This is a genomic window from Streptomyces adelaidensis, from assembly GCF_016598475.1.
Lineage (GTDB): Bacteria > Actinomycetota > Actinomycetes > Streptomycetales > Streptomycetaceae > Streptomyces > Streptomyces adelaidensis.
Window position 1 is genome coordinate 140,005 of record NZ_JAEMUX010000005.1, and the last position, 22,654, is coordinate 162,658.

At 72.2% G+C, this 22,654-nt stretch carries 15 protein-coding genes and 7 pseudogenes; 10 read left to right on the plus strand and 12 right to left on the minus strand.

Translation table 11 applies throughout. The annotated features are described in order from the left end of the window. Position 1: 1 nt before the first annotated feature. The 6 genes and pseudogenes from I8N67_RS04370 to I8N67_RS04395 all read left to right on the plus strand — a co-directional run. Complete coding sequence (locus tag I8N67_RS04370) at positions 2–1,597, plus strand: acyl-CoA synthetase (RefSeq protein ID WP_200301219.1); 1,596 nt, start codon at positions 2–4, stop codon at positions 1,595–1,597. Between the two features lie 107 nt (positions 1,598–1,704). Beyond that, on the plus strand, positions 1,705–2,190 hold the full coding sequence (locus I8N67_RS04375; protein WP_200301220.1) for a GNAT family N-acetyltransferase: 486 nt from the start codon (positions 1,705–1,707) through the stop codon (positions 2,188–2,190). A gap of 163 nt (positions 2,191–2,353) precedes the next feature. Then, on the plus strand, positions 2,354–3,355 hold the full coding sequence (locus I8N67_RS04380) for a zinc-binding dehydrogenase (RefSeq protein WP_200301221.1): 1,002 nt from the start codon (positions 2,354–2,356) through the stop codon (positions 3,353–3,355). A gap of 15 nt (positions 3,356–3,370) precedes the next feature. Next, positions 3,371–4,309 carry a 3-carboxyethylcatechol 2,3-dioxygenase gene (locus I8N67_RS04385; RefSeq protein WP_200301222.1) on the plus strand — a complete coding sequence of 313 codons (939 nt, stop codon included), beginning with the start codon at positions 3,371–3,373 and terminating at the stop codon, positions 4,307–4,309. A gap of 180 nt (positions 4,310–4,489) precedes the next feature. Continuing rightward, positions 4,490–5,833, plus strand: coding sequence for an MFS transporter (locus I8N67_RS04390; RefSeq protein ID WP_200301223.1), 1,344 nt, complete (start codon positions 4,490–4,492; stop codon positions 5,831–5,833). A 42-nt stretch (positions 5,834–5,875) separates the two neighbouring features. Next, a pseudogene (locus I8N67_RS04395) lies at positions 5,876–6,399 on the plus strand (EamA family transporter); the annotation flags it as partial. 56 nt (positions 6,400–6,455) lie between these two features. On the opposite strand, the pseudogene I8N67_RS04400 reads toward I8N67_RS04395, so the two are convergent. After that, positions 6,456–6,722: pseudogene (locus I8N67_RS04400) on the minus strand (aldo/keto reductase); the annotation flags it as partial. Here I8N67_RS04400 and I8N67_RS04405 point away from each other — a divergent pair. Both I8N67_RS04405 and I8N67_RS04410 read left to right on the plus strand, forming a co-directional pair. Further along, positions 6,711–6,881: pseudogene (locus I8N67_RS04405) on the plus strand (TetR/AcrR family transcriptional regulator C-terminal ligand-binding domain-containing protein); the annotation flags it as partial. The pseudogenes I8N67_RS04400 and I8N67_RS04405 overlap by 12 nt on opposite strands. A gap of 178 nt (positions 6,882–7,059) precedes the next feature. Continuing rightward, a pseudogene (locus I8N67_RS04410) lies at positions 7,060–9,104 on the plus strand (phosphocholine-specific phospholipase C). A 131-nt stretch (positions 9,105–9,235) separates the two neighbouring features. Here the strand turns inward: I8N67_RS04410 and I8N67_RS04415 are convergent. Beyond that, entirely contained in the window at positions 9,236–10,207 is a 972-nt protein-coding gene (locus tag I8N67_RS04415; protein WP_200301225.1) for a DMT family protein, read from the minus strand. Further along, the gene (locus I8N67_RS04420; RefSeq protein WP_200301226.1) at positions 10,204–11,007 is read right to left on the minus strand and encodes a phosphatase PAP2 family protein; all 804 of its coding nucleotides are present in this window, start codon (positions 11,005–11,007) and stop codon (positions 10,204–10,206) included. The genes I8N67_RS04415 and I8N67_RS04420 overlap by 4 nt, the downstream gene beginning before the upstream one ends. Positions 11,008–11,265: 258 nt before the next feature. Between I8N67_RS04420 and I8N67_RS04425 the strand changes: the two genes are divergently transcribed. Continuing rightward, on the plus strand, positions 11,266–11,880 hold the full coding sequence (locus tag I8N67_RS04425; protein WP_200301227.1) for a TetR/AcrR family transcriptional regulator: 615 nt from the start codon (positions 11,266–11,268) through the stop codon (positions 11,878–11,880). Positions 11,881–12,060: 180 nt separating this feature from the next. Here the strand turns inward: I8N67_RS04425 and I8N67_RS04430 are convergent, their stop codons facing one another. The 3 genes and pseudogenes from I8N67_RS04430 to I8N67_RS42255 form a co-directional block, all read right to left on the minus strand. Next, a complete protein-coding gene (locus tag I8N67_RS04430; protein ID WP_200301228.1) occupies positions 12,061–13,125 on the minus strand; it encodes a DUF2510 domain-containing protein in 1,065 nt (354 codons plus the stop codon). A gap of 114 nt (positions 13,126–13,239) precedes the next feature. Beyond that, positions 13,240–13,761, minus strand: a pseudogene (locus I8N67_RS04435) (anhydro-N-acetylmuramic acid kinase); the annotation flags it as partial. Then, a pseudogene (locus tag I8N67_RS42255) lies at positions 13,758–13,958 on the minus strand (MFS transporter); the annotation flags it as partial. The pseudogenes I8N67_RS04435 and I8N67_RS42255, both read right to left, overlap by 4 nt. Before the next feature lie 267 nt (positions 13,959–14,225). Between I8N67_RS42255 and I8N67_RS04440 the strand changes: the two are divergent. Further along, the gene (locus I8N67_RS04440) at positions 14,226–16,898 is read left to right on the plus strand and encodes an ATP-binding protein (protein ID WP_200301230.1); all 2,673 of its coding nucleotides are present in this window, start codon (positions 14,226–14,228) and stop codon (positions 16,896–16,898) included. A gap of 32 nt (positions 16,899–16,930) precedes the next feature. Here the strand turns inward: I8N67_RS04440 and I8N67_RS42260 are convergent. From I8N67_RS42260 to I8N67_RS04465, 6 genes and pseudogenes are all read right to left on the minus strand, one after another. Then, positions 16,931–17,290 (minus strand): annotated as a pseudogene (locus I8N67_RS42260) (IS5/IS1182 family transposase); the annotation flags it as partial. Between the two features lie 173 nt (positions 17,291–17,463). After that, positions 17,464–18,591: a bifunctional 3-oxoadipate enol-lactonase/4-carboxymuconolactone decarboxylase PcaDC gene (gene pcaDC / locus I8N67_RS04445; RefSeq protein WP_200301231.1), complete on the minus strand. Its 1,128-nt coding sequence runs from the start codon at positions 18,589–18,591 to the stop codon at positions 17,464–17,466. Continuing rightward, positions 18,588–19,934: a 3-carboxy-cis,cis-muconate cycloisomerase gene (gene pcaB / locus I8N67_RS04450; protein ID WP_200301232.1), complete on the minus strand. Its 1,347-nt coding sequence runs from the start codon at positions 19,932–19,934 to the stop codon at positions 18,588–18,590. The genes pcaDC and pcaB overlap by 4 nt, the downstream gene beginning before the upstream one ends. Continuing rightward, positions 19,931–20,536: a protocatechuate 3,4-dioxygenase subunit alpha gene (pcaG, locus tag I8N67_RS04455; RefSeq protein ID WP_200301233.1), complete on the minus strand. Its 606-nt coding sequence runs from the start codon at positions 20,534–20,536 to the stop codon at positions 19,931–19,933. Before pcaG ends, pcaB begins: the two co-directional genes overlap by 4 nt. Before the next feature lie 6 nt (positions 20,537–20,542). Beyond that, positions 20,543–21,316, minus strand: coding sequence for a protocatechuate 3,4-dioxygenase subunit beta (gene pcaH / locus I8N67_RS04460; protein ID WP_200301234.1), 774 nt, complete (start codon positions 21,314–21,316; stop codon positions 20,543–20,545). A gap of 131 nt (positions 21,317–21,447) precedes the next feature. Further along, positions 21,448–22,650, minus strand: coding sequence for a thiolase family protein (locus I8N67_RS04465; protein ID WP_200301270.1), 1,203 nt, complete (start codon positions 22,648–22,650; stop codon positions 21,448–21,450). Positions 22,651–22,654: the final 4 nt, after the last annotated feature.

The window sequence follows — 22,654 nt, forward strand, 5'->3', positions numbered from 1 at the left end:
CATGGTCGCCGTCGACATCAGCCCCGCCGCCGCGCTGCACCGAAGGGCACTGCATCCCACGGCCACCGCCGTCGTCTACGAGGACCGCGAGATCTCCGCCGCGCAACTCAGCGGTACGGTCGGGGAGTTCGCCGCCGGGCTGTCCGAGCACGGGCTGCGCCGGGGGGACCGGATCGCGTACCTCGGCTTCAACAGCGTGACCTTCCTGGAGACCCTGTTCGCCGCGGCCCACCTCGGCGCGGTCTTCGTCCCCCTCAACTTCCGTCTCGCCGCCGACGAGGTCCGCCACATCCTGAACGACTGCGGCGCCCACACGATCGTCGTCGAGGAGGGCCACCGCGAGGCGGCGGAGTCGATCCTGGCCGGCATACCCGCCCGCAGCCGGCTGCTGGTCGACACCGACCCCGAGTGCCCCGCGACGGACGCGCCCGCGCCCGCGTGGACGCCGCTGTCCGCGCTGCGCGGCCCCGGGCGCCCCGTACGGGAACCCGTCGCGCTGTACGACGACGACCTCGCCGCCCTGATGTACACCTCCGGCACCACCGGCCGGCCCAAGGGGGTCATGCTCACCCACGGCAACCTCTGGTGGAACGCGGTCAACGTCGACGCAGTCGTGGACACCCGCACCGACGACGTGAACCTGGCCCTCGCCCCGCTGTTCCACATCGGCGGCCTCAACGCCCTCACCCTGCGCACCCTGGTGCGCGGCGGCACCGTGCTGCTGCGCCGGGGCTTCGATCCGGCCCAGTGCCTGAAGGACCTCGTCGATCATCGCGTGAACACCTTCTTCGCGGTCCCCGCCATGTACGCGGCCCTCGCCCGGGTGCCCGGCTTCGCGGACGCCGACCTCGGCGCCCTGCGCTCCGCGATCGTCGCGGGTGCTCCCGTCCCGCCACAGCTGATCAGGGACTACGGCGAGGCGGGTCTGCTGCTCCAGCAGGCGTGGGGGCTGACCGAGACGGCCCCGTTCGCGACCTATCTGCCGGCCCGGCTGACCCTGGAGAAGACCGGATCGGCCGGCGTCGCGATGCCGTACACCGAGATCCGGCTGACGCACCCGGGCACCGGGGCCGGTATCGACGAACCGGACACCCAGGGCGAGATCTGCGTACGCGGCCCCAATGTGACCTCCGGCTACTGGGACAACCCGGACGCCACCCGGGCCGCCTTCGACGACATGGGCTGGTTCCACACCGGCGACATCGCCTACCGGGACAAGGACGGCTTCTACTACATCGTGGACCGTCTCAAGGACATGATCATCACCGGCGGCGAGAACGTGTACCCCGCCGAGGTGGAGCGGGTCCTCGTGGAGTACCCCGGAGTCCTGGAGGCCGCCGTCATCGGCGTACCGGACCCCAAGTGGGGCGAGACCGTACTGGCCGTCGTGAACTGCGCGCCCGGTACGGAGTCCACGGAGTCCGAAGAGCTCACGGTGGAGGAGGTGCGGGCGTTCGCGGACCGGTATCTGGCACGCTACAAGCTCCCCACCCAGGTCATGGTCATCGACCGGCTGCCCCGCAACGCCAGCGGCAAGCTGGACAAGATCGAGCTGCGGCGGTGGGTGATGGCGCGGCAGAGCACGCCCACGGCCTGAACCCGCCCACGGCCTGAACCCGCCCACGGTCCAACGATCCAGGAGCACGCGTCGTGGCCCCCCCTCCCGAAACCGCGCCGACGCCACCGGCGCCGCCGTTGCCACCCGTGACCGCCATCGGCGACGGCTGGGTCCTGCGGCCGGTCGACGAACCGCTCGGCGCCCGTCGCTCGGCCGCGAACGGCTACACGGCCTCGCCCGGTGACGGCGCCGGCCCCGAGGAGTTCCTCGTCCGGGTCCAGCACGTCCGGCACCATCCGCTGCGGGCCTGCTACCCCTACGGCGCGCACGACCTCGTCGTACGGCTGGACGAACGCGGCGACCGTGCCGGGCGCGGGCCCCTGCACGGCTCCGAGTCCGCCTCGGCGCTGCTGCGCGCCCTCGTCCCCGCCCTCTTCGCCGCCGACGCGCGCTGTCGCCGTGTCGTCGCCGCGCCGGACGAGCACGACCTCGAAGCGCAGCGCGTCCTGGCGGCCGGGGGCTTGCGAAGGATCACCGAGGCCGACCTGCCCGACGGCTCCGTCGTACTGTTCGCCGTCGAACCACCGGACATCGCCGAACTGTCCACCGCTCTGGACGACATGCCCCACTGAACGGACGCGAGTGGCCCCGAGCGGACCCGACGCGCCATCAGCCGTACCCCGTACCGGCTGGTGGCGCGCTCGCGTACGTATCGCTGGGCCCTACACGGACCCCCGTGCTGCCCAGCGGCACACGGACTAGGGCAGGTCGGCCGGTCGGCGCGACCGTGGCCGGGTGCTTGCTGCAACCGCCATTTCCCAGAGCGCCGCCGACCCCCTGTCAGGGCTGGTGCTGCGCGATGTCCCTGTGCCGGCCTCGCGGTCGGGGTGGTCACGCGTCCGCGTGGTGGCCTCCTCGCTGAACATGCATGACGTCTGGACGCTGAGGGGAGTGGGACACCCCCCGGACCGGCTGCCGATCATCCTCGGCTGCGACGCCGCCGGCTACGACGAGGACGGCAACGCGGTCATCGTCCACCCGGTGATCGGCGACCCGGACGCGGGCCGGGGCGACGAGACGCTGGACCCCGACCGCGCGCTGCTGTCCGAGCGGCACGACGGGGCGTTCGCGGAGTATCTGACCGTGCCCGCCCGCAATCTGATCCCGAAGCCCGACTGGCTCTCCTTCGACGAGGCCGCCTGTCTGCCGGTCGCCTGGACCACGGCCTACCGGATGCTGTTCACCCAGGCCGGGATCACCGCCGGCGACCGGGTGCTCGTGCAGGGCGCGGGCGGCGGTGTCGCCTCCGCGGCCATCAGGCTCGCGGTGGCCGCCGGCGCCGTCGTCTACGCCACCAGCCGGAGCGCGGACAAGCGCGCCGAGGCCGAGTCCTGGGGCGTCCGTGCCGCAGTGGCCCCCGGCGAGCGGCTGCCCGAGCGGGTGGACGTGGTGATCGAGACGGTCGGCGAGGCGACCTGGTCGCACTCGCTGAAGTCGCTGCGCCCCGGCGGCACCGTCGTCATCGCGGGCGCGACGAGCGGGATGAACCCGCCCGCCGACCTCGGGCGGATCTTCTATCTCCAGCAGCGCATCCTCGGCTCCACCGGCTGCACCCGTGTCGAACTGGTCGCCATGCTGCGGCTGATGGAGGCCACCGGTGTCCGGCCGGTCATCGACCGGACGCTCCCGCTCGCCGAGATCCACAAGGGCCTCCAGCTCATGATCGACGGCGGCCTCACCGGAAAACTCGTCATCCACCCGCCGGGCCCGGCCCGCCCCGGCACCCCCCAGCAGTAAGGAACGGAAACCGCCATGACCGCAGCAGCCGTCGGGCTGTCCCACTCGCCCCTCATCGGCAAGAACGACCCCGACCCGGACGTTCTGGCCCGCGTCGACCAGGCCGTCGAGGGTGCCCGGCAGTTCATCCGCGCCTACGACCCGGAGCTGGTCGTCCTCTACGCGCCCGACCACTACAACGGCTTCTTCTACAAGGAGATGCCGCCCTTCTGCCTGGCCACCGAGGCCCACGCGGTGGGTGACTTCGACACCCCGGCGGGCCCGCTGTCGGTCGACACGGCCGCCGCGAAGGCCCTGGCCCAGGGCGTGCTCGACCGGGGCGTCGATCTGACCGTCTCGGCCCGGATGACCGTCGACCACGGCTTCGCCCAGCCCCTGGAGGTGCTCTTCGGCGGGATCGACCGGGTGCCCGTGGTGCCCGTGTTCGTCAACGGCGTGGCCACTCCGCTCGGCCCGGTCGGCCGGATCCGGGCGCTCGGCACCGCGATCGGACGGGCCGCCGCCGACCTGGACCGCAGGGTGCTGTTCCTGGCCTCCGGCGGCCTCTCCCACGACCCACCCGTGCCGGTCCTGGACGGAGCGCCCCCCAGGGTCGCCGACGCGCTCATCGAGGGCCGCCCGCCCACCCCCGAGCAGCGCGCCAAGGGCGAGCAGCGGGTCGTCCAGGCAGGCCGCGACTACGCCGCCGGCTCGACCGCGATGATCCCCATCAACCCCGCCTGGGACAACCGGCTCCTCGACCACCTCGAAAAGGGCGAGCTCGCGGAGTTCGACACCTGGACCGTCGAGGCCATGGCCGAGGAGGGCGGCAACTCCGCCCACGAGGTCCGCACCTGGATCGCCGCCTTCGCCTCACTCGCCGCCACCGGCCCGTACGACCTGACGTCCCGCTTCTACGAGGCGATTCCGGCGTGGATCGCCGGGTTCGCGGTGGCCACGGCGAAGGAGCGGTGACCGGCACGCCAAGCGACTTGCAGGCGCCCAAACGCCCATATCGCAGACAACCGGCTGCCGTTCCGCAGGGCGGCACAGTGGTGCGCCGCGAGGTCGGCGGCCTCCTACAGTCCACCGCACCAGTCCCCACTGTGGCCCGGATCACTCCATGATCCGGGCCTGTCGGAGGTGAACCGCTCCATGTCAGAGACGAGCAGCGACGCAACAGCAGTCGGTACCGTCACCCCACCCGCCCCACCGCCCGCGGCCAGGGAGAACGTCTCCCGGGTGGCCGTCGCGAGCCTCGTCGGCACCACGATCGAGTACTACGACTTCGCCGTGTACGGCACGGCCGCCGCGCTCGTCCTGGGGCCGGCCTTCTTCCCGTCCGGCAACTCCACGGTCTCCACCCTGGCGGCCTTCCTCACCTTCGCCGCCGCGTTCCTCGCCCGCCCCGTCGGCGTCGTGCTGTTCGGGACGATCGGCGACCGGCTCGGCCGCAAGCGGGCCCTGGTCATCTCGCTGGTGCTGATGGGCATCGCCACGGTCGGGGTCGGCCTGCTGCCGACCTACGAGGCCGCGGGGATCCTCGCCCCGGTGCTCCTGGTCACGCTCCGGTTGGTGCAGGGCGTGAGCATGGGCGGCGAATGGGGCGGCGCGGTGCTGCTCGCCGCCGAGCACGCCCCGCCGGGGCGGCGGGCGGTCTACGCGTCCATTCCGCAGATCGGCCCGCTGCTGGGCTTCCTGCTGTCCAGCGCGGTGATCCTCTCGACGATCGAGATCGTCGGCCGGGACGGTTTCGCAGACTGGGCGTGGCGGGTGCCGTTCCTGCTGAGCACCCTGCTCATCGCCGTCGGGTTCTGGGTGCGCACCCGGGTCAGCGAATCCCCGGTGTTCAGCCGCCAGGACCCGGCCGACCGCCCCGCCGCCCCCCGGTTCCCGCTGGGCGCCCTGGTCAAGGAGTACCCGGGACAGCTGCTGCTCGGCATCGGCGCGGCCGTCGGCGGCTCGGCCGTCTACTACCTGACGATCGTCTACAGCCTGTCGTACGCGCCGAAGTCGCTCGGTATCGCGCAGAACACCGTGCTGGCCGCCGCGAGTGTGGCCGCCGCCGTCGCGGCCGCCGCGACGATACCGGTGGCCCGGCTGGCCGACCGCGTGGGGCGACGGCCGGTGATCCTGACCGGGGCCACCGGCTGCGTCGTGTGGGCGCTGCCCATGTTCGGTTCCCTGGAGACCGGCGACGGGCTGCTCATCGGCGGGGCGTTCACCGTGGGCCTGGTGCTGTTCATCCTGATGTTCGGGCCGATCGCGGCCTTCCTGCCGGAGCTGTTCCCGGCCCGGCTGCGCTACACGGGAGCCTCGGCGACCTTCATCCTCGCCAACACCCTCGGCGGCGGCTTCGCCCCGCTCGTCGCGACCTGGCTCAACTCCCAGTGGAAGTCACCGCTCGTCCTCGGCGTCTACGCGGGCGGGCTCTGCCTGGTCAGTCTGCTCTGCGTGCTGGCCCTGCCGGAGACCCGCGACCGCGACTTCGCGGCCTGACACCGCAGGCCCGACACACCGCCGCCACATGACCGAGCGCGATGGTCCCTCGGGGCCACCGCGCTCGGATCGGCTCAGGGAAGGTGCTCAGGCCGTGCCTCCGTCGTCACGATCCTGATGTGGCGGTTCCTGCCGCTCGCCGTCCTCCTGATCGCCGTTGCCGCCGTCAGAACGTCATGGCGAGGACTCGCCGTGCGGGATGCGGCCCGCCAGGCCGTGATCGGACTCCTGTCGCAGAGCGGCTCGGCGTTTCCAGCGGCACCACGGCCCTGATCGACGGTGTCCAGCCCCTCGTCGCCGGAGCGCTCGCCGGACCGCTCCTGCGTCAGTACGTCTCGCGCCGGCAGTGGCTCGGCCTGTGCCTGGGGGTGAGCGGCGTCGTCATCGTCACCGCGGCCGACGCCGCATCCGCTACCGGCGTGGCCTGGTGGGCCTATGTCGTGCCGTTCCTCGGCATGCTCTCGCTGGTGGCGGCCACGTTCCTGGAGAGCCGCTCCCGCACACGGGCCGAGCCCGGGGCGGCGACGACCGTGCACTGCCTCTCCAGCGCCGCAGTCTTCACATCGTGCTGAGGCGCTCAGGGGTCGGTGAACCATTCGGCCCCCGGACGTCCCGAGCTGCCCTATCGCCCAGCAGGCGGGGCGAGACGGGCGAAGCCTTCCTGGAGTCGGTAGGGGAAGTACGGGTACGGCGCTGTGCTGGTGCTCGCGGCATCGAGTACGGCGAGGTGTTCGGTGGTCAGCGTCCAGTCGAGGGCGCCGAGGTTCTGGCGCAGTTGGGTCTCGTTCCGGGCACCGATGATGACCGACGACACGGTCGGCCGTCGCAGCAGCCAGTTGAGGGCGATCTGCGGGATTGCCCTGCCCGTCTCCTTCGCGACCGGGGCGAGGTACCTGCGGGCACCGACACCCACGAGGTGATCCGTGCCGTCTCGGCCCCCCTCTACTACCGCCTGCTGACCACCGCCGCCCCACTCGACGAAGCCGTGGCGGACCGCGCCGCCGAAGCCGCCACGGCTGCCGCGCGCGCGGGAGCGTACGAACGGTGAGCCGGGGCCGGCCGTATCCCCGTCCCGCCGCGGCGGGACGGCGGCGCTGTTCGCGTCGCTGACCTTCCGGCGTCACATGGGCGCCACGAACCCTTCCCTGTCGTTCGTTCCTCTTGGACCATTCCTTGCGCGCAGGTCACATCCGACGCACCACGTCCGGACAAGAGGTCATCCACCCATGCCTGAAGTCAACCGGCGGCGATTCTCCAAGTAGCGGGCGCGACCACCGCGTTCAGCGCTCTGTCGGCGAGTATCCAGCGGGCGGCGGCGCTGCCCGCGCACCACCGTTCCGGGACGATCGAGGATGTCGAGCACATCGTCGTCCTGATGCAGGAGAACAGGTCCTTCGACCACTACTTCGGCTCGCTGAGAGGCGTCCGCGGCTTCGGCGACCCGCATCCGGTGACGCTGGACAACGGCAGGTCCGTGTGGCATCAGTCGGACGGCGCGAAGGACGTGCTGCCGTTCCGTCCGGAGGCCGACGACCTCGGGATGCAGTTCCTGGAGGGCCTGCCGCACAGCTGGCCGGACGGGCACGCCGCCTACAACGGGGGCAAGTACGACAAGTGGGTGCCGGCCAAGGGCACCACGACGATGGCGTATCTGACGCGCGAGGACATCCCGTTCCACTACGCCCTCGCCGACACCTTCACCGTCTGCGACGCCTACCACTGCTCTTTCATCGGTTCGACCGACCCCAACCGCTACTACCTGTGGTCCGGGTACACGGGCAACGACGGCAAGGGCGGCGGCCCCGTCCTCGGCAACGACGAGGTGGGCTACGACTGGACGACGTACCCGGAGCGCCTGGAAGCGGCCGGGGTCTCCTGGAAGATCTACCAGGACATCGGCGACGGCCTGGACGCGGCCGGCTCCTGGGGCTGGATACCGGACGCCTATCGCGGCAACTACGGCGACAACTCGCTCCTGTACTTCAACAGGTACCGCGACGCCGAGCCCGGCGACCCGTGGTTCGACAAGGCCCGCACCGGTACGGACGTCAAGGCCGGCGACGGCTACTTCGACCGGCTGAAGGCGGACGTCGAGGCGGGCAAGCTGCCGCAGATCTCCTGGATCACCGCGCCCGAGGCGTTCTCCGAGCACTCCAACTGGCCCTCCAACTACGGCGCCTGGTACATCTCGCAGGTCCTGGACGCGCTCACCTCCAACCCGGCCGTCTGGGCGAAGACCGCCCTGTTCGTCACGTACGACGAGAACGACGGCTTCTTCGACCACCTCGTACCGCCGCTGCCGCCGCGCGACGCCTCGCGCGGCAAGTCCACGGTCGACGTCGGCCCGGACCTCTACGAGGGCGACACCAACCGCGTCGCCGGGCCGTACGGACTCGGCCCCCGGGTGCCGATGCTGGTCGTCTCGCCCTGGAGCAAGGGCGGTTATGTCTGCTCCGAGACCCTCGACCACACCTCGATCGTGCGGTTCATGGAGCGCCGGTTCGGGGTGAAGGAGCCCAACATCTCGCCGTGGCGGCGGGCCGTCTGCGGCGACCTCACCTCCGCGTTCGACTTCTCCCGCGAGGACAGCCGCCCGGCCGCGCTGCCGGACACCGACAGGTACGAGCCGCCGGACCGGGAGCGCCATCCCGACTACCGGCCGACCGCGCCGGCCGACCCCGGCATGCCTCGGCAGGAGCGGGGGCTTCGCCCGGCCCGGCCGCTCAAGTACGCGCCCGAGGTGGACGGTTCGGCCGACCCGAAGGCCGGCACCTTCACCCTGACATTCGCCTCCGGCGGCAAGGCCGGTGCGGCCTTCCTCGTCACCTCCGGGAACCGTACGGACGGGCCGTGGACGTACACGACCGAGGCGGGCAAGACCGTGTCGGACACGTGGAACCAGGCCTCCTCCGACGGCTCGTACGACCTGACGGTCCACGGTCCGAACGGCTTCCTGCGTGTCTTCGAGGGGCTGGGGAGGACCAGTGGGCCCGAGGTGACCGCGCGACACGCCGGCGGCGATGTGGAGCTGACCTTCACCAACAAGGGCTCCGGCACGGTGGGGCTGAAGGTCGAGAGCGCGTACGGCGGCCGCTCCCGCACGGTCAAGGTGCGAGCCGGTGCGACCGTCCGGTACGTCGTGGACCTGCGGGCGAGCCGCCGCTGGTACGACCTGACCGTCACCTCCGATGCGGGGTTCCTCCGGAGGTTCGGCGGGCATGTGGAGAACGGGCGAGCCGGGGTGAGCGATCCGGCGCTGGGGCGGCGGTAGGGCGCCTGACGGCTCGGGGGAGCTGTGAGCGGGCGGCTGCGGGTTGTCCGTGGTTGCCCGCGCAGTTCCCCGCGCCCCTGGATGCCTGCGCCTCGGCACCCTGTCGCCCCGGCAAGCGCCTCCCCTCCGCCTCAGAGGGGAGTGAGGTGCCCCGGCGCCGGGGACGTCGGCCGGCGGGACAGCAACGACGGCTCAGTGGGGGCGTGGCGGGGTTCCAAGGCGAGTACTGCCGCGACCGGGTGGTCCTCGTGCACCGGTGCATGCTGCGTCGGTCGGGTCTCGACCACCGGCGTCACCCGGGTCAGGAGGAGCACACCCCGCGCCGCCAGCGCCGCGCCGGCCACGGCGAGCAGCACCCCCGCCATTCCGCCCCGCAGGCCCTCGCCGAGGAGGGAGAGGCCGATCACGGCGGCCGCCACGGGGTTGGCCAGGGTCACGACCGCGAGGGGCGCGCCGAGGCCGCCCCGGTAGGCGGTCTGGGAGAGGAGGAGGCCGCCGACGGCGAAAGCGGCCACCAGGAGGGCGACCAGGACGACCTGGGCGCTGAGGAGGGAGCCCGAGCGGTCCGTGGCGGCGACCGTCACGGTCTGGGTGAGGGCGGAGGCGACGCCCGAGGCCATGCCGGAGGCGGAGGCGTGCCGCAGCCCGGGCTCGGCACCGCGCCGGGCGAGGAGGCCGATCAGAGCGGCGGTGGCACCGGCGACCGCCAGGGCTTCCGGGAGGCTCAGCACATCGTCCGGCGCCGAGCCCGACGCGGCGACCAGGATCCCCGCCAGGCCGGCCAGGGTGAGCGCGGTGCCGCGCCACTCCGTCGCCGTGACCCGGCGTCCGGCCACGCGTGCGCCGAGTGGCACCGCGGCGACGAGGGTGAGCGCGCCGAGGGGCTGGACGACGGTGAGGGGGCCGTACTTGAGGGCCACCACGTGCAGCAGCGCGGCGCCCGCGTTCAGCGCGACCGAGCTCCACCAGGCGCCGCTGACCAGCATTCGCCGTACGCCCGCGTCGGCGCTGCGGGCGGCGAGCCGCTCCTGGGCCACGGCGGCGGCCGCGTAGGCGACGGCGGAGACCAGGGACAGGGCGACGGCGACGAGAGTGGCGTTCATCGGCCCGCTCCGACCAGAACGGGCTCCTCGGCCGGTACGAGGGCCTTGGTGTGCTGCCCGGCGGTCGTGGCCGTCCGGTGCGGGAGCTGGATCACGGCCAGGGCGATGGCCAGAAGACCGCCCGCCACGATCGCGTCCAGCCAGTAGTGGTTCGCGGTGCCGACGATCACCACCAGGGTCACCAGGGGGTGCAGCAGCCAGAGCAGGCGCAGACGGGAGCGGGTGGCGGCGATCAGGCCGATCGCGACCATCAGGGCCCAGCCGAAGTGCAGGGACGGCATCGCCGCGAACTGGTTCGCCATGGAGTCGGTCGCCGGGGTCGCCGAGTACACGGTCGGCCCGTAGGCCTGGCCGGTGTCGATCAGACCGGCCACGTCCAGCATCCGCGGCGGGGCCAGCGGGAAGGCCAGGTGCAGCAGGAGGGCGGCGGCGGTGAGGGCGGCCAGGACGCGGCGCGCCCAGACGTAGTGCGCCGGGCGCCGCAGATAGAGCCAGACCAGGAAGGCCGCGGTGGCCGGGAAGTGGACGGTCGCGTAGTAGACGTTCGCGATGTGGACCAGCGTGTCGCCGTGCAGCAGCGCGGACTGCACGGAGCCCTCGCCCGGCAGTCCCAGGGCGCGCTCCCAGTCCCACACCTGGTGGGCGTTGCGGAAGGCCTCGGAGGTGTGGCCGTTGGCCAGCAGCCGGCCGAATTTGTAGACGAGGAAGAGCCCTGCGACGAGCAGGAACTCACGGACGAGGGGCGGCCGCGACATCGCGGCGGCGGCCCGCTCCTCAGCAGGCTCGGTGCGGCATTCCATCCCCCGGCCCTTTCACTGACGGCGCTGGTGGCGCTGGTTCCCATGGCGGTACAAGCGGATCGGTACAAGCGATCGGTACAAGATTTCGATACGCCGACGTACCGAAACGTCGATGTACCGATACGAGAGTGTACCGATACGCCACTGTACCGAAACGAGGGGGTATCGATACGCCACTGTACCGATACGGTCGCGTTCCGGTACAGTGGCGTATTGACAGGCCTTTCGGCATGGGGACGACCGAAGGAGACAAGAGCCATGACGTCGCAGGCAGCGGACGGGCCGGAGACGGCCCTCGCCTCGCGCCGCTCCAAACTCACGCCCGAGCGTGAGCAGGAGTTCTTCGACGCCGTGCTCGAACAGGTCCGCGAGTGCGGCTATGACTCGGTGACCATGGAAGGCGTCGCCGCCAGCACGCGGTGCAGCAAGTCGACGCTGTACCGTCAATGGAAGACGAAGCCGCAGTTCGTGGCGGCCGCGCTGCGCGCGCGCCGCAGCGTGCGCTTCGGCGGGATCGACACCGGCACACTCGCCGGGGACCTGCGCGAGGTGGCCCGACAGGCGGGCGAGGGCTACGCCATGGAGGGCCGCATCCTCCAGGCCCTCGGCCATGCCGTCGTCCAGGACGACGCCTTGCGGGCCGCCCTGCGCGACGCGCTCATCGAGCCGGAGATCGACGCGCTCCGGACGATGATCGACCGCGCCGTCATCCGGGGCGAGGTCCCTGCGGACCATCCCGCGCTGGAGTTCGTCCCGGCGCAGATCTTCGGCGTCCTGCGCGCCCGCCCCGTCCTGGAGGGACGGGACGCGGACGAGACATACATCACCAAGTTCATGGAGGCGGCCGTGCTCCCGACGCTCGGCCTCGACTGAGACTCAGGCCGCCGTCCGTGGAACGACCGGACGACGACCTGATCGCGCCGCACCGTGGGGACGGGGGCGGCGCGTAACCCCGGCCGGGTGGGGTTCCTCTGGAGCGGAGAGGAACCCCACCCGGCCGACTTCTCTGTGACGGGACGACCGCTCATACGTCTCTGTGGCGGGACGGACCGCTCACACGTCCTGGCCGCTGCCCCCGCTACCGGTGCCGGTGATGGCCGCCTTCTTGATGCCCTTCGTTATTTCGTCCATCACCGACTGCTTGGGCGCCTCGTCGCTGACGTCGATGCCGAAGCGGACCACGACGAGCACCGAGGAGTCGGCCGGGGACGGGAAGGCGAGCGACTCGACATAGCCGTCGTCGCCCTTACTCGTGGCCACCTTCCAGCGGACCAGATAGCCCTTCTCGCCGGCCACGGTCACCGCCTCGGAGGCCAGCTCCTCGTGCGAGGTGATCTTCCCGTAGCCCTCGGTGCCGTAGGCGTTCTCGGCGTTGCCGGCGATGTCCTCCTTGGCCGCCGCCTCGGCCGTGGTGGCCTTCAGCTCCAGCTCCTCCGCGGGCATCGAGTAGGCGCCGCCGCGTGTGCAGGTCTTCGTGGCGTCGGCCGGGCACTCGTACGACTCCTCCGTCACCACCTGCGCGCCGACCTGGAGGGGCGCGGTGAGCCAGCCGTCGGGCACCGGAAGGCTGACGCCGCTGACCGCGTCGGTGGCGTACCCCTCCTCGGTCTGCGGCGGCTGCCCGGACCCGTCGGGCGCCGGGGTCTGGCCGCCGGAACCGCCCGACCCGCCGGGACCGCCCTGGCCACCGGAGCTGCCGCCCGGCCCGCCCTGACCGCCGTCCGTACCGCCCTGGCCGTTCTGCCCGCCGGACCCCTGGGACGTCGTACTGCCCTCGTTGCCGCCGTCGTTGCCGGTCAGGGCGTACACGCCGACCCCGATGCTGGCCAGGACCGCCGCCGCCACGGCGACGGCTATGCCCGTGCGCAGACCGCGCTTGGGAGCCGCGACCGGGTATCCCGGATACCCGGGGTACCCGGCCCCCGGCGGGTACGGTCCGGCCCCCGGCGGGTACGGTCCGGCCCCCGGCGGGTGGGCCGGGGGACCGAACCCCGTGGCCGAGCCCACGGACCGGACCTGGTCCGTCCATGCGTTGCCGTCCCACCAGCGCTCGGTGGCGGGCGCGTCACTTGTCTGCCCGGGGTCGGGGTACCAGCCGGGAGGAGTCACCTGCGTCATGGGGCAACCGTATGAGGCCGGAGTGAAAAGCGGATGAGAGGGGAGGGTTATTCGTCGAACTTCCGCGCTTTCCCGCCCCCGCGACGGCCCGAGCGCCGGCCGACGGGCCGTGCCTCAGCCGATGACGAGCCGCACCGGGGACCGCACGGTTCGCGTCGAACCCGCTGACCCCGTCGGCACCCCTGCTTCACGTTCGCCTCTCCGGTCGAGCCCGGGAAACCCCAGCCGCCCCGGCGTCACCGACCCCAGCACACTCGCGTGCCGCGCACCCGTGCCCGCCGGATCGGTGCCCGGCAGTCCGTGCACCGTCAGAAAGCCCAGCACCGCGAACGCGTACGCCTCCTTCGCGTCCGCCGGCAGCCCCAACTCGTCGGAGAGCCGCAGCGATACGCCCGCCAGCTCCGCACCGGGCATCCGCATCAGCGTCGGATTGCGGGTGCCGCCGCCCGACACGATCACCTCCGTGGCGCGCACCGCGCGGGTGGCGTCCGTGACCGTGCGGGCGGTGAGGAGGGTGAGGGTCGCGATGACGTCAGCCGGGCGGGGGCCCGCGAATTCGGACAGCGCGGCGCGCGGACAGCCGCCGTGGAAGAGCTCCTTGCCCGTCGTCTTCGGTGCGGGCAGCGCGTAGTCCGGAAGAAGAACGCCGGCGCGAACGAGGCGTACGTCTTCACCAGCCCCTCGATCTCGCTGCCCCCGTCCGGGGGGAAGAGCCGCGCCGCGATGATCGTCGCGAAGCAGCCGTAGACACCGAACTCGTACCACTCGATGAAGTTGCCCACCGAGCCCGCGAGCAGCGCTCCGCGGGACCGCTCGGGCCGGCCGGAGCGCACGTCCTACCCGGGTCCGCATGGGGATGCGGTCATGCCGTCTCCTGAAGGGGTGGGGCCCTGCCGACGCCGGAAAATCGGCCTCGGAGCACGGGCAGTTGACTGTCCATCACTTTCAACGCGGCAGGTGGGCGGCCGGATGCGTCGACCGACGGCCCTTGGATGTCACCCGACCCGGCAATAGCTGCCCGGACCAGCCTCCACTTCGGCAGCCAGGGGGCTACGCTCAATGACCTGTACGTCGTTTGGGCGACCTGGGGAGGTAGCGGAATGACGGAGGGACGGCCGGATGGGGCCGCCTCGGCTTCCCTGTGGGAGCGCGACGCGGAGATCGCCGCCATCACACAGGCGATCGATGAACTCTGTGTCGACAAGGCGTCCCCGGGCAGCGTCCTGGTCCTCAGCGGCGAGGCGGGCATCGGCAAGACCGCCCTCCTCACCGAGGCCCGCCGGATCGCCCAGGAACGCGGCTGCACGGCCTGGTACGCACGCGGCGGCGAGACCGTCACGTCCGTGCCCTTCCACGTCGTACGGCAATTGCTGCAGCCCGCGCTGATGCAGCTGATGGAGGGCGAGACCCGCGACTACCTGGGCGACTGGTACGAGATCGCGGGGCCGGCCCTCGGGCTCTGCGAACCGGGCGAGGCACCGGTCGATCCCCAGCACGTGTGCGACGGGATCGTCGCGGCCGTCAACCGGCTCGTACGGCGGACGTGGCCGCTCGTGCTGCTGATCGACGACGCCCACTGGGCCGACCAGGAGACCCTGCACTGGCTGTCCGCGCTCGCCGACCGGCTGACCGGGATGCGCGTCCTCGTCGTGGTCGCCCGCCGCCCCGGCGAGGTCTCCGGCGACCGCGCCGAGCACCTCGCCCAGGTCGCCGCCAAGGCCCGCCCGATCACCACGCTCAGCAGGCTCACCCCCGAAGCCACCGCCGGGCTCACCCGGACCACGCTCGGTGACCACGCCGACGACGCGTTCTGCCGCGAGGTGTGGGCGGTCACCGGCGGAAATGCGTACCTCACCGTCGAACTCCTCGCCAAGGTGAAGGACAGCCGGCTGGACCCGGTCGAGGACCTCGCCGCCAAGCTGCGCCCCCTGAACAAGACGGCGCGCGGCGACGGCCTCGTCGCCCGCCTCGAAGAACTCGGCGTCGAAGCCACCCGGTTCGCCTGGGCGGCAGCCGTCCTGCACTCCGGAATCACGGTGGAGATCGTGGCCCGGCTCGCCAGCCTGCCCCCGGACACGGCGGCGGAGTGCGCCGAGCGGCTGACCCAGGCCCGCATTCTCACCCCACCCGATCCGGCCAACCGCCAGCCCGACGACGGAGAACTGGTCTTCGTCCACCCGCTGATCGCCACCGCCGTCTACGAAGCGATCCCGCCCTTTGTCTGCACCGCCTTCCACGGCGTGGCCGCGACCGTCGTCACCGAGTCCGGCCGCGGTCCCGCGGCGGCCTCCCGCCACCTCATCGAGGTGCACGCCGACGGCGAGTCCGACGTCGTCGAGCAACTACGCGCCGCCGCGTCCGAACACCTCGCCGTCGGTGCCCCGGACGCGGCCCGACGCTGCCTGGAACGCGCTCTGACAGAGCCCCCGGAGCCGGACGCCCGCGTCCGAGTCCTCTACGAACTGGGCTGCGCCACCCTCCTCACCACACCCGCCACCACCGTCGAATACCTCCGCTCGGCACTCGCGGAACCTGGTCTCGACAGCACCGAGCGGGTGGACGCCGTGTTCCGTCTGTCTCAGGCGCTCCTCCACAACGACCAATTGGAGGAGGCCGTCCGCACCGTCGCGGCGGAGATCCCCCGACAGCGGCCGGGACCCGCCCGGACGCGGCTCCAGGCCGCGCGATACATGTGGGAGGGCATGCATGCGGGTGAGGCGCTGACCCCCACGTACTCCCAGGAGCTCGCCGCCCTCGCGACCACCTGCGAGGGCAGGGACAACTCTGAGCGCGTGCTCCTCATCCTGCGCGGCTTCGATGCGCTGGCACGCGGCGAGAACGTCGAAGAAGTCGTCGAGTTCTGTGACCGTGCCCTCGTCAACGCCCGCCTCGCACCCGGCTTGGGCTGGACCGACGCCGAGTGGGGCATCGAACCGCTGCTGATGCTGGCCACCACCTACGCCTACGCCGACCGGCTCGACCGGGCGGAAAGCCTGTACACGGAGGCGCTGCGCACCTACGAGGCAGCCGGCTGGACAGGCGGTCACCTTGCCCTGGCCCACGCCTACGTCGGGATCGCACACCGCAGGCGGGGCCGCCTCAAGGAGGCCGAAAGGGCGCTGCGCAAGTCACTGACACTCGCCGAGGGGGTCGGCCGCAGACTGCCCCTGTACTGGAACTCGACCTGCAACCTCGTCGACACGCTGCTCGCCCGCGGGCACGTCCAGGAGGCCTGGGAGATTGCGGAGGAGCACGACTTCGCGCCGCCGTACCCGTCCACCGTCGTGCTGCCCGTCCCTCGCTCGGTGCGGGGCCGACTGCTCCTGGCCGTCGGTCACACCGAGGACGGCATCAACGAACTGGAGGCCGCCGAGAAGTCGGCGGCAGCCCGGGGCCACCACAACACGGTCCTGGCCCCCTGGGGAGGCGACCTGGCTCGGGCCCTCGCCAACGTGGACCCGCGGCGTGCCGTCGAACTCGCCGCGAGCGTCCGCGTCCGTGCCGAACGCCTCGGCACGGACACCGCCATCGGCGAAGCCTTGAGGGTGGAGGCCACCCTCGCCACGGGCAAACAGGCCGCTCATCTCTACGCCAAGGCCGTCACCTATCTCGCCGCCTCGCCCTCGGGCTACGAACACGCCGCGGCTCGCGTCGAATACGGCATCGCCACCCGCTCGGTCCAGGAACTCAACCGGGGCCTCACCCTGGCCGAGTCCTGCGGCGCGGACGGCCTGGCCCGGCAAGCCCGGAAGGCACTCGACGGGCTCACGTAGGGGGCGCGGTCTTCTCGTAGCAGGTGGCGATGCCCGCGCCACAGTTCCAGGCGGTTGATGCACCGCTCGGCGGTGGTGCGCCGCCTGTATGCCTCGCGGTCGAAAGAGGGCGGTCTGTCGCCCCGGCTGCTCCGCCGCAGCCGATGGCCACGCCCGGTCCGCCGGAACGGGCATCAGCTCCGGAATACCGCCCTGCGTAGGTGTTCACGGGATCGCGCGGGATCAATAGGCCTTGTCGGCCAGGACGACATCCCGGCCGCCTGCGGGGTCGTCCGCGTAGGCGGGGCACGCGCAGGCTGGCCATCACCCAGGCGAAAGCGGACGTTGTCGCCGGCCTGGCCGACGGCATGCCGGTGAGCACGCAGGACGGTGGAGTCCACCGAGACGGGCCACTTGGGGTCCTCGTCGTAGACGCCTCGCCGGCTGCCGTACTTCTCCGGGAGGTGGGCTCACCGTGTTCCGGAGTGGAACTTGTAGGCGATCATGTCGGTCACCTACCGGTGATCCCCCCAGGCGGCCAGGGGGTTGGCATCTCGCCGGCCGGGCCGGTGGATCAGGCCGTGGATCACGCCTCGTCCGGCTCCTCCTCCGCGAGGACCCGTTGGGCCGTGGCGAAGGCTGAGTTGGCGGCTGGGACGCCGCAGTAGACGGCGGTTTGGAGGAGTACGGCGCCGATGTCGTCCGGGGTGAGGCCGTTGCGGCGGGCGGCTCGTATGTGCATGGCCAGTTCGTCGTAGTGGCCGTGGGCCACCAGGGCGGTCAGGGTGATCATGCTGCGTTCGCGGCGGGACAGGGTCGGGTCGGTCCAGATCTCGCCCCAGGCGTAGCGGGAGATGAAGTCCTGGTAGCGGGCCGTGAAGGGGGACTGGCGGGACTGGGCGCGGTCGACGTGGGTGTCGCCGAGTACTTGGCGGCGTACCTCCATGCCGCGTCGCGCGTATCCGTCGAAGTGGGCGCGCAGGGCGGCCAGTACGGCTTCCGGGCGCTCGGCGGGGGCCAGGTGGGAGGCGCCGGAGAGTTCCGTGAGGGAGGACCCCGGCACCGCGTCCGCGATCTCGCGTAGATGCGCGGGCGGTGTCGCCGGGTCCTGGCGGCCGGCGACGAGGAGGGTGGGTGCCGAGATGCTGGGGAGGTGCTCCCGGATGTCGAAGGCGGCGAGTGCGTCACAGCAGGCCGCGTATGCCTCAGGGTCGGCGTTACGGTGGTCGGCGACCAGCTCCGGCACGGTGAAACCGGGTGTGAACCACCGGGAGTCGGCCGTCGCGGCGACCCCGGCCAGCCCCTCCCGGCGCACCAGTTCGGCGCGCTCCTGCCACGGCTTGGCGCCGTTGAAGTGGGCGGAGGAGCAGAGCACGGCGAGGGACGAGATCCGCTCCGGGTGGTGTGCGGCCAGGTGCAGACCGACCGCGCCGCCGAGGGACACGCCCGCGTACGCGAACCGCTCGACACCGAGGGAGTCCGCGAGGCCCAGCACCAGATCGGTCAGGTCGGCGACCGTCGCCCCCGGGCCGATGAGGTCGGCGGGGGAGCCGCCGTGCCCCGGCAGGTCCCAGCGGATCACCCGGTGGGTGATCGACAACTCGGGCGCCACCTTGTCCCACAGCTTGGTGGAGGTGCCGAGCGAGGGGCCGAGCAGCAGCGGGGGAGCCGAAGCAGGGCCCTCCGCACGGTGGTTGAGCAGCCTGTCGGTCAACGTCGCTCCAGGGCACGGTCGGTGAGGGCTCCGGCGGAGCCGAGGTAGCGGGTGGGGTCGGTGAGGTCCGCGATCTCAGCGGGGGTGAGGTCCTTCAGCTCCGGTTCCGCGGCGAGGAGTTCGCCCAACGGTCGGCCCTCCGTGTAGACGCGCTCGGCGGTCCGGGTGAGCAGTTCCTTGGCGCGGGCCCGGCCGATCAGCGGGGCCAGCTCGCCGGCCAGCCGCTCGGAGACGATCAACCCATGGGTGAGGTCCAGGTGGTGGCGCATCGTGTCGGCGTTCACCCGGAGGCCCCGCGTGAGAGCCACCGCGTCCCGGGCGGCCCCGCCGACCAGCCGGAGCAGATCACGCAACGGCTCCCACTCGGCGTGCCAGGCCCCGGCCGGCCGCTCGTCCTCGGCCGCCAGCGCGCCGTACAGCGTCGCCGCCAGCTGGGGCGCCCGCCGGGCCGCAGCCGCGATCAGCGTGGACCGCACCGGGTTCGCCTTGTGCGGCATCGCCGACGAGCCGCCCCCACTGCCCTCGGCGACCTCCGCGATCTCCGTACGGGCCAGGGTGAGCACATCCGCGGCGATCTTCCCCAGGGCGCCCGCCGCGAAGGCGAGTGCCCCGGCCAGGTCCGCGATGGGAGTGCGCAGGGTATGCCAGGGCAACTCGGGCTCACACAGGCCCAGTTCACGGGCATAGGCGGCGGTCAGCGCCCGGGTGTCGGCCGACCCGAACACCGTGAACGCCGCCAACGTGCCAGCCGCGCCCCCGAGTTGAGCGGGCAGACCGGCCCGTACGACCGTGAGCCGGTCCCTGGCGTCCAGGACCAGCGAGCGCCAGCCCGCCGCCTTCAGCCCGAAGGTTGTCGGCACCGCGTGCTGGGTGAGAGTGCGCCCGGGCATCGCCGTGTCCCGGTGCGCGGCGGCGAGTCGGGCGAGCGCGGCCTCCGTACGGCCGAGGTCGGCCAGCACGAGGTCGAGGGTGCGCGCGGCGACCAGCATCGTCGCCGAGTCCATGATGTCCTGGCTGGTCGCACCCCGGTGGACGCAGGGGCCGTACTCCGTGCCCACCGCCGCCGTGAGGTCCGCGACCAGCGGGATCACCGGGTTCCCGCCGCCGCGGGCGCGCTCCGCGAGCGCGGACACGTCGAAGGCGCGGGCGTCCGCGGCCGAGGTCACCGCGGGCCCGGCCGCGGCGGGGACCAGCCCCAGCGCGGCCTGGGCCCGGGTCAGTGCGGCCTCGGCGTCGAGGAGCGCCTGGAGGTAGGCGGTGTCCCCCGTCGCGGCCGCGACGGGGGAACCGGTCCACCCGGGGGCGAGCAGACCGGTGTCGCCGTCAGCATGAGCTGGTGTCACTTGAACTCCAGGAAGACCGTCTCGCCTTCGCCCTGAAGGCGGATGTCGAAACGGTAGGTGCCGTTGCCCTGGTCCTCGGCGATCAGCGTGCCGCGGCGCGCCTCCTCCACCCGGGCGAGCAGCGGGTCGGAGGCCAGCGCGGCCTCGTCGCCCGGCAGGTAGATCCGGGTGTACAGGTGGACGAGCAGGCCCCGCGCGAAGACGCAGACGCTGAGGTACGGCGCGCTCCGCCCGCGCGCGCCGGGCCACAAGGTGCGCGCCGTCCAGTGGCCATTGGCGTCGGTCTGGACGCGGCCCCACCCGGTGAACTCCACGCCGTTGCGGCCCAGGAAACCGCCGCTCGCCGGGTCGCGCCGCATGGAGCCGTCGACCTGCGAGAGGTTGCCGTCCGGATCCGGGCCCCACAGCTCCAGGAAGGCGTCCGGCAGCGGATTGCCCTCGCCGTCGAGGATGTAGCCCTGGAGGGAGATGCTGTCCGGGTGGCCGACCGGGGCGATGTCGCCGCCACCGGGGAACGGCAGGGCGTGGCCGTAGAAGGGGCCGACCGTGTGCGACGGGGTCGGGAGCACCGTCTCCGGACGGCTTGTGTCGATCTTCGTCATGGCAGGTCAGCGCCCTTCTTCGATCCAGGTGGCGTTCGGCCCGTCGAGCACGATGTCCCAGTGGTAGCCCATCGAGAACTCAGGGACGGACAGGCTGTGGTCGTACGTCGCGACCAGCCGCTGCCGGGCCGAGTCGTCCGTCACCGACTGGATGATCGGGTCGTACGGGAACAGCGGGTCGCTCGGGAAGTACATCTGCGTCACGAGCCGCTGCGTGAACGCCGAGCCGAAGAGCGAGAAGTGGATGTGGGCCGGCCGCCACGCGTTGACGTGCTGGCGCCACGGGTACGGGCCCGGCTGGATCGTCGTGAAGTGGTACTGCCCGTCGGCGTCGGTCAGCGTACGGCCGACGCCCGTGAAGTTCGGGTCCAGCGGCGCGTCGTGCTGCTCCCGCTGGTGGGCGTAGCGGCCGGCCGAGTTGGACTGCCAGATCTCGACCAACTGGCCGCGCAACGGACGCCCGCCGCGGTCGAGAAGCCGGCCGGAGACGGTGATGCGCTCGCCGATCGGCTCGCCGTTGTGCTGCCGGGTCAGATCGTTGTCGATCTCGGTGATGTCCCGCTCGCCGAAGGCGGGGGAGGACAGCTCCACCAGCTCCGGGTCCTTGGTGACATCGATACCGATCGGCGGCTGCTTCGGGTGCCGCAGCACCGAGGAGCGGTACGGGGCGTAGTCGCGGCGCGGCTGGTGCTCGACCGGCGCACCGTCGGCGACCCGCTTCTCGTACGCGGCGTGCTCGGCCGCGATCTCCAGGTCGATGTCGTGCTGGGTCAGTGTCATACGGGGTTCCTGAGGTCTCTGACGGTTTCGTCGAAATCGGGCGCGGCGTAGCGCCCCGTAAGGGGAGCGGGGAACTGCGCGACCAGCCACATACGGCCCCGCAGTCTCCGAACGGCTCTACCAGCGGAGCGCTATCGTTCCAGGACGAGGGCGAGTCCCTGCCCCACCCCGATGCACAGCGTGGCGACGCCGACACCGCTGCCCTCGCGGGCCAACTGGTGGGCCACGGTCCCGGCGAGGCGCGCACCGGACGCACCCAGCGGATGGCCAAGGGCGATCGCACCGCCCTGCGGATTGAGGATCGCGGGGTCGAACTCGGGCCACTCGGCGACACAGCCGAGCACCTGCGCGGCGAACGCCTCGTTCAGCTCCAGGACCGACAGATCTCCAAATCCCTTGCCCGCCTTGGCCAGCGCACGCGTAACCGCCTCGACGGGGGCGAGCCCGAAGTAATGCGGGTCGATCGCGGAGACACCGGACGCCGAGATCCGGGCGAGCGGCTCACGGCCGGTGGCCGCCAGGCCCTCCTCGTCCACCAGCAGCAGCGCGGCGGCACCGTCGTTCAGCGGCGACGCGTTGCCCGCGGTGACCGTCCCCTCGGCGGTGCGGAACGACGGCTTCAGCCTGGCCATCGCCGCCAGCGACGCGTCGGCCCGTACGCACTCGTCGGCGCCGAAGACGACCGGGTCGCCCTTGCGCTGCGGGATGGAGACGGCGGCGATCTCGCCGTCGAAGGCCCCGGCGGCCTGCGCCTTGGCGGCCTTCTGATGGGAGGCGAGCGCGAACTCGTCCTGCTGATCCCGGCTGATCTTGTGCTTGTCGGCGATGAGCTCGGCCGACTCGCCCAGCGGGATGGTCCACTGCGGGTCCATACGCGGGTTGACCATGCGCCAGCCCAGCGTGGTCGAGTACAGCTCGGTGTGCCCGGCGGGGAAGGGCCGGTCGCTCTTGGGCAGTACGTACGGGGCACGGGTCATGGACTCGACACCGCCGGCGACGGCGATCGAGGCGTCGCCCAGCGCGATGGCGCGGGCCGCCTGGATCACGGCCTCGAGACCGGAGGCGCACAGGCGGTTGACGGTCACGCCAGGAACGGAGGTGGGCAGCCCGGCCAGCAGCCCGGCCATGCGGCCGACGTTGCGGTTCTCCTCGCCGGCGCCGTTGGCGTTGCCGAAGTACACGTCCTCGATCCGCGCCGGGTCCAGGTCCGGCGTACGGGCCAGCAGCTCACGGATGGCGTGCGCGCCCAGGTCGTCGGGGCGCAGGCCGGCGAGAGCGCCGTTGTAGCGGCCGATCGGCGTGCGGACGGCATCGACGACGAAGACGTCCTTCAGACCG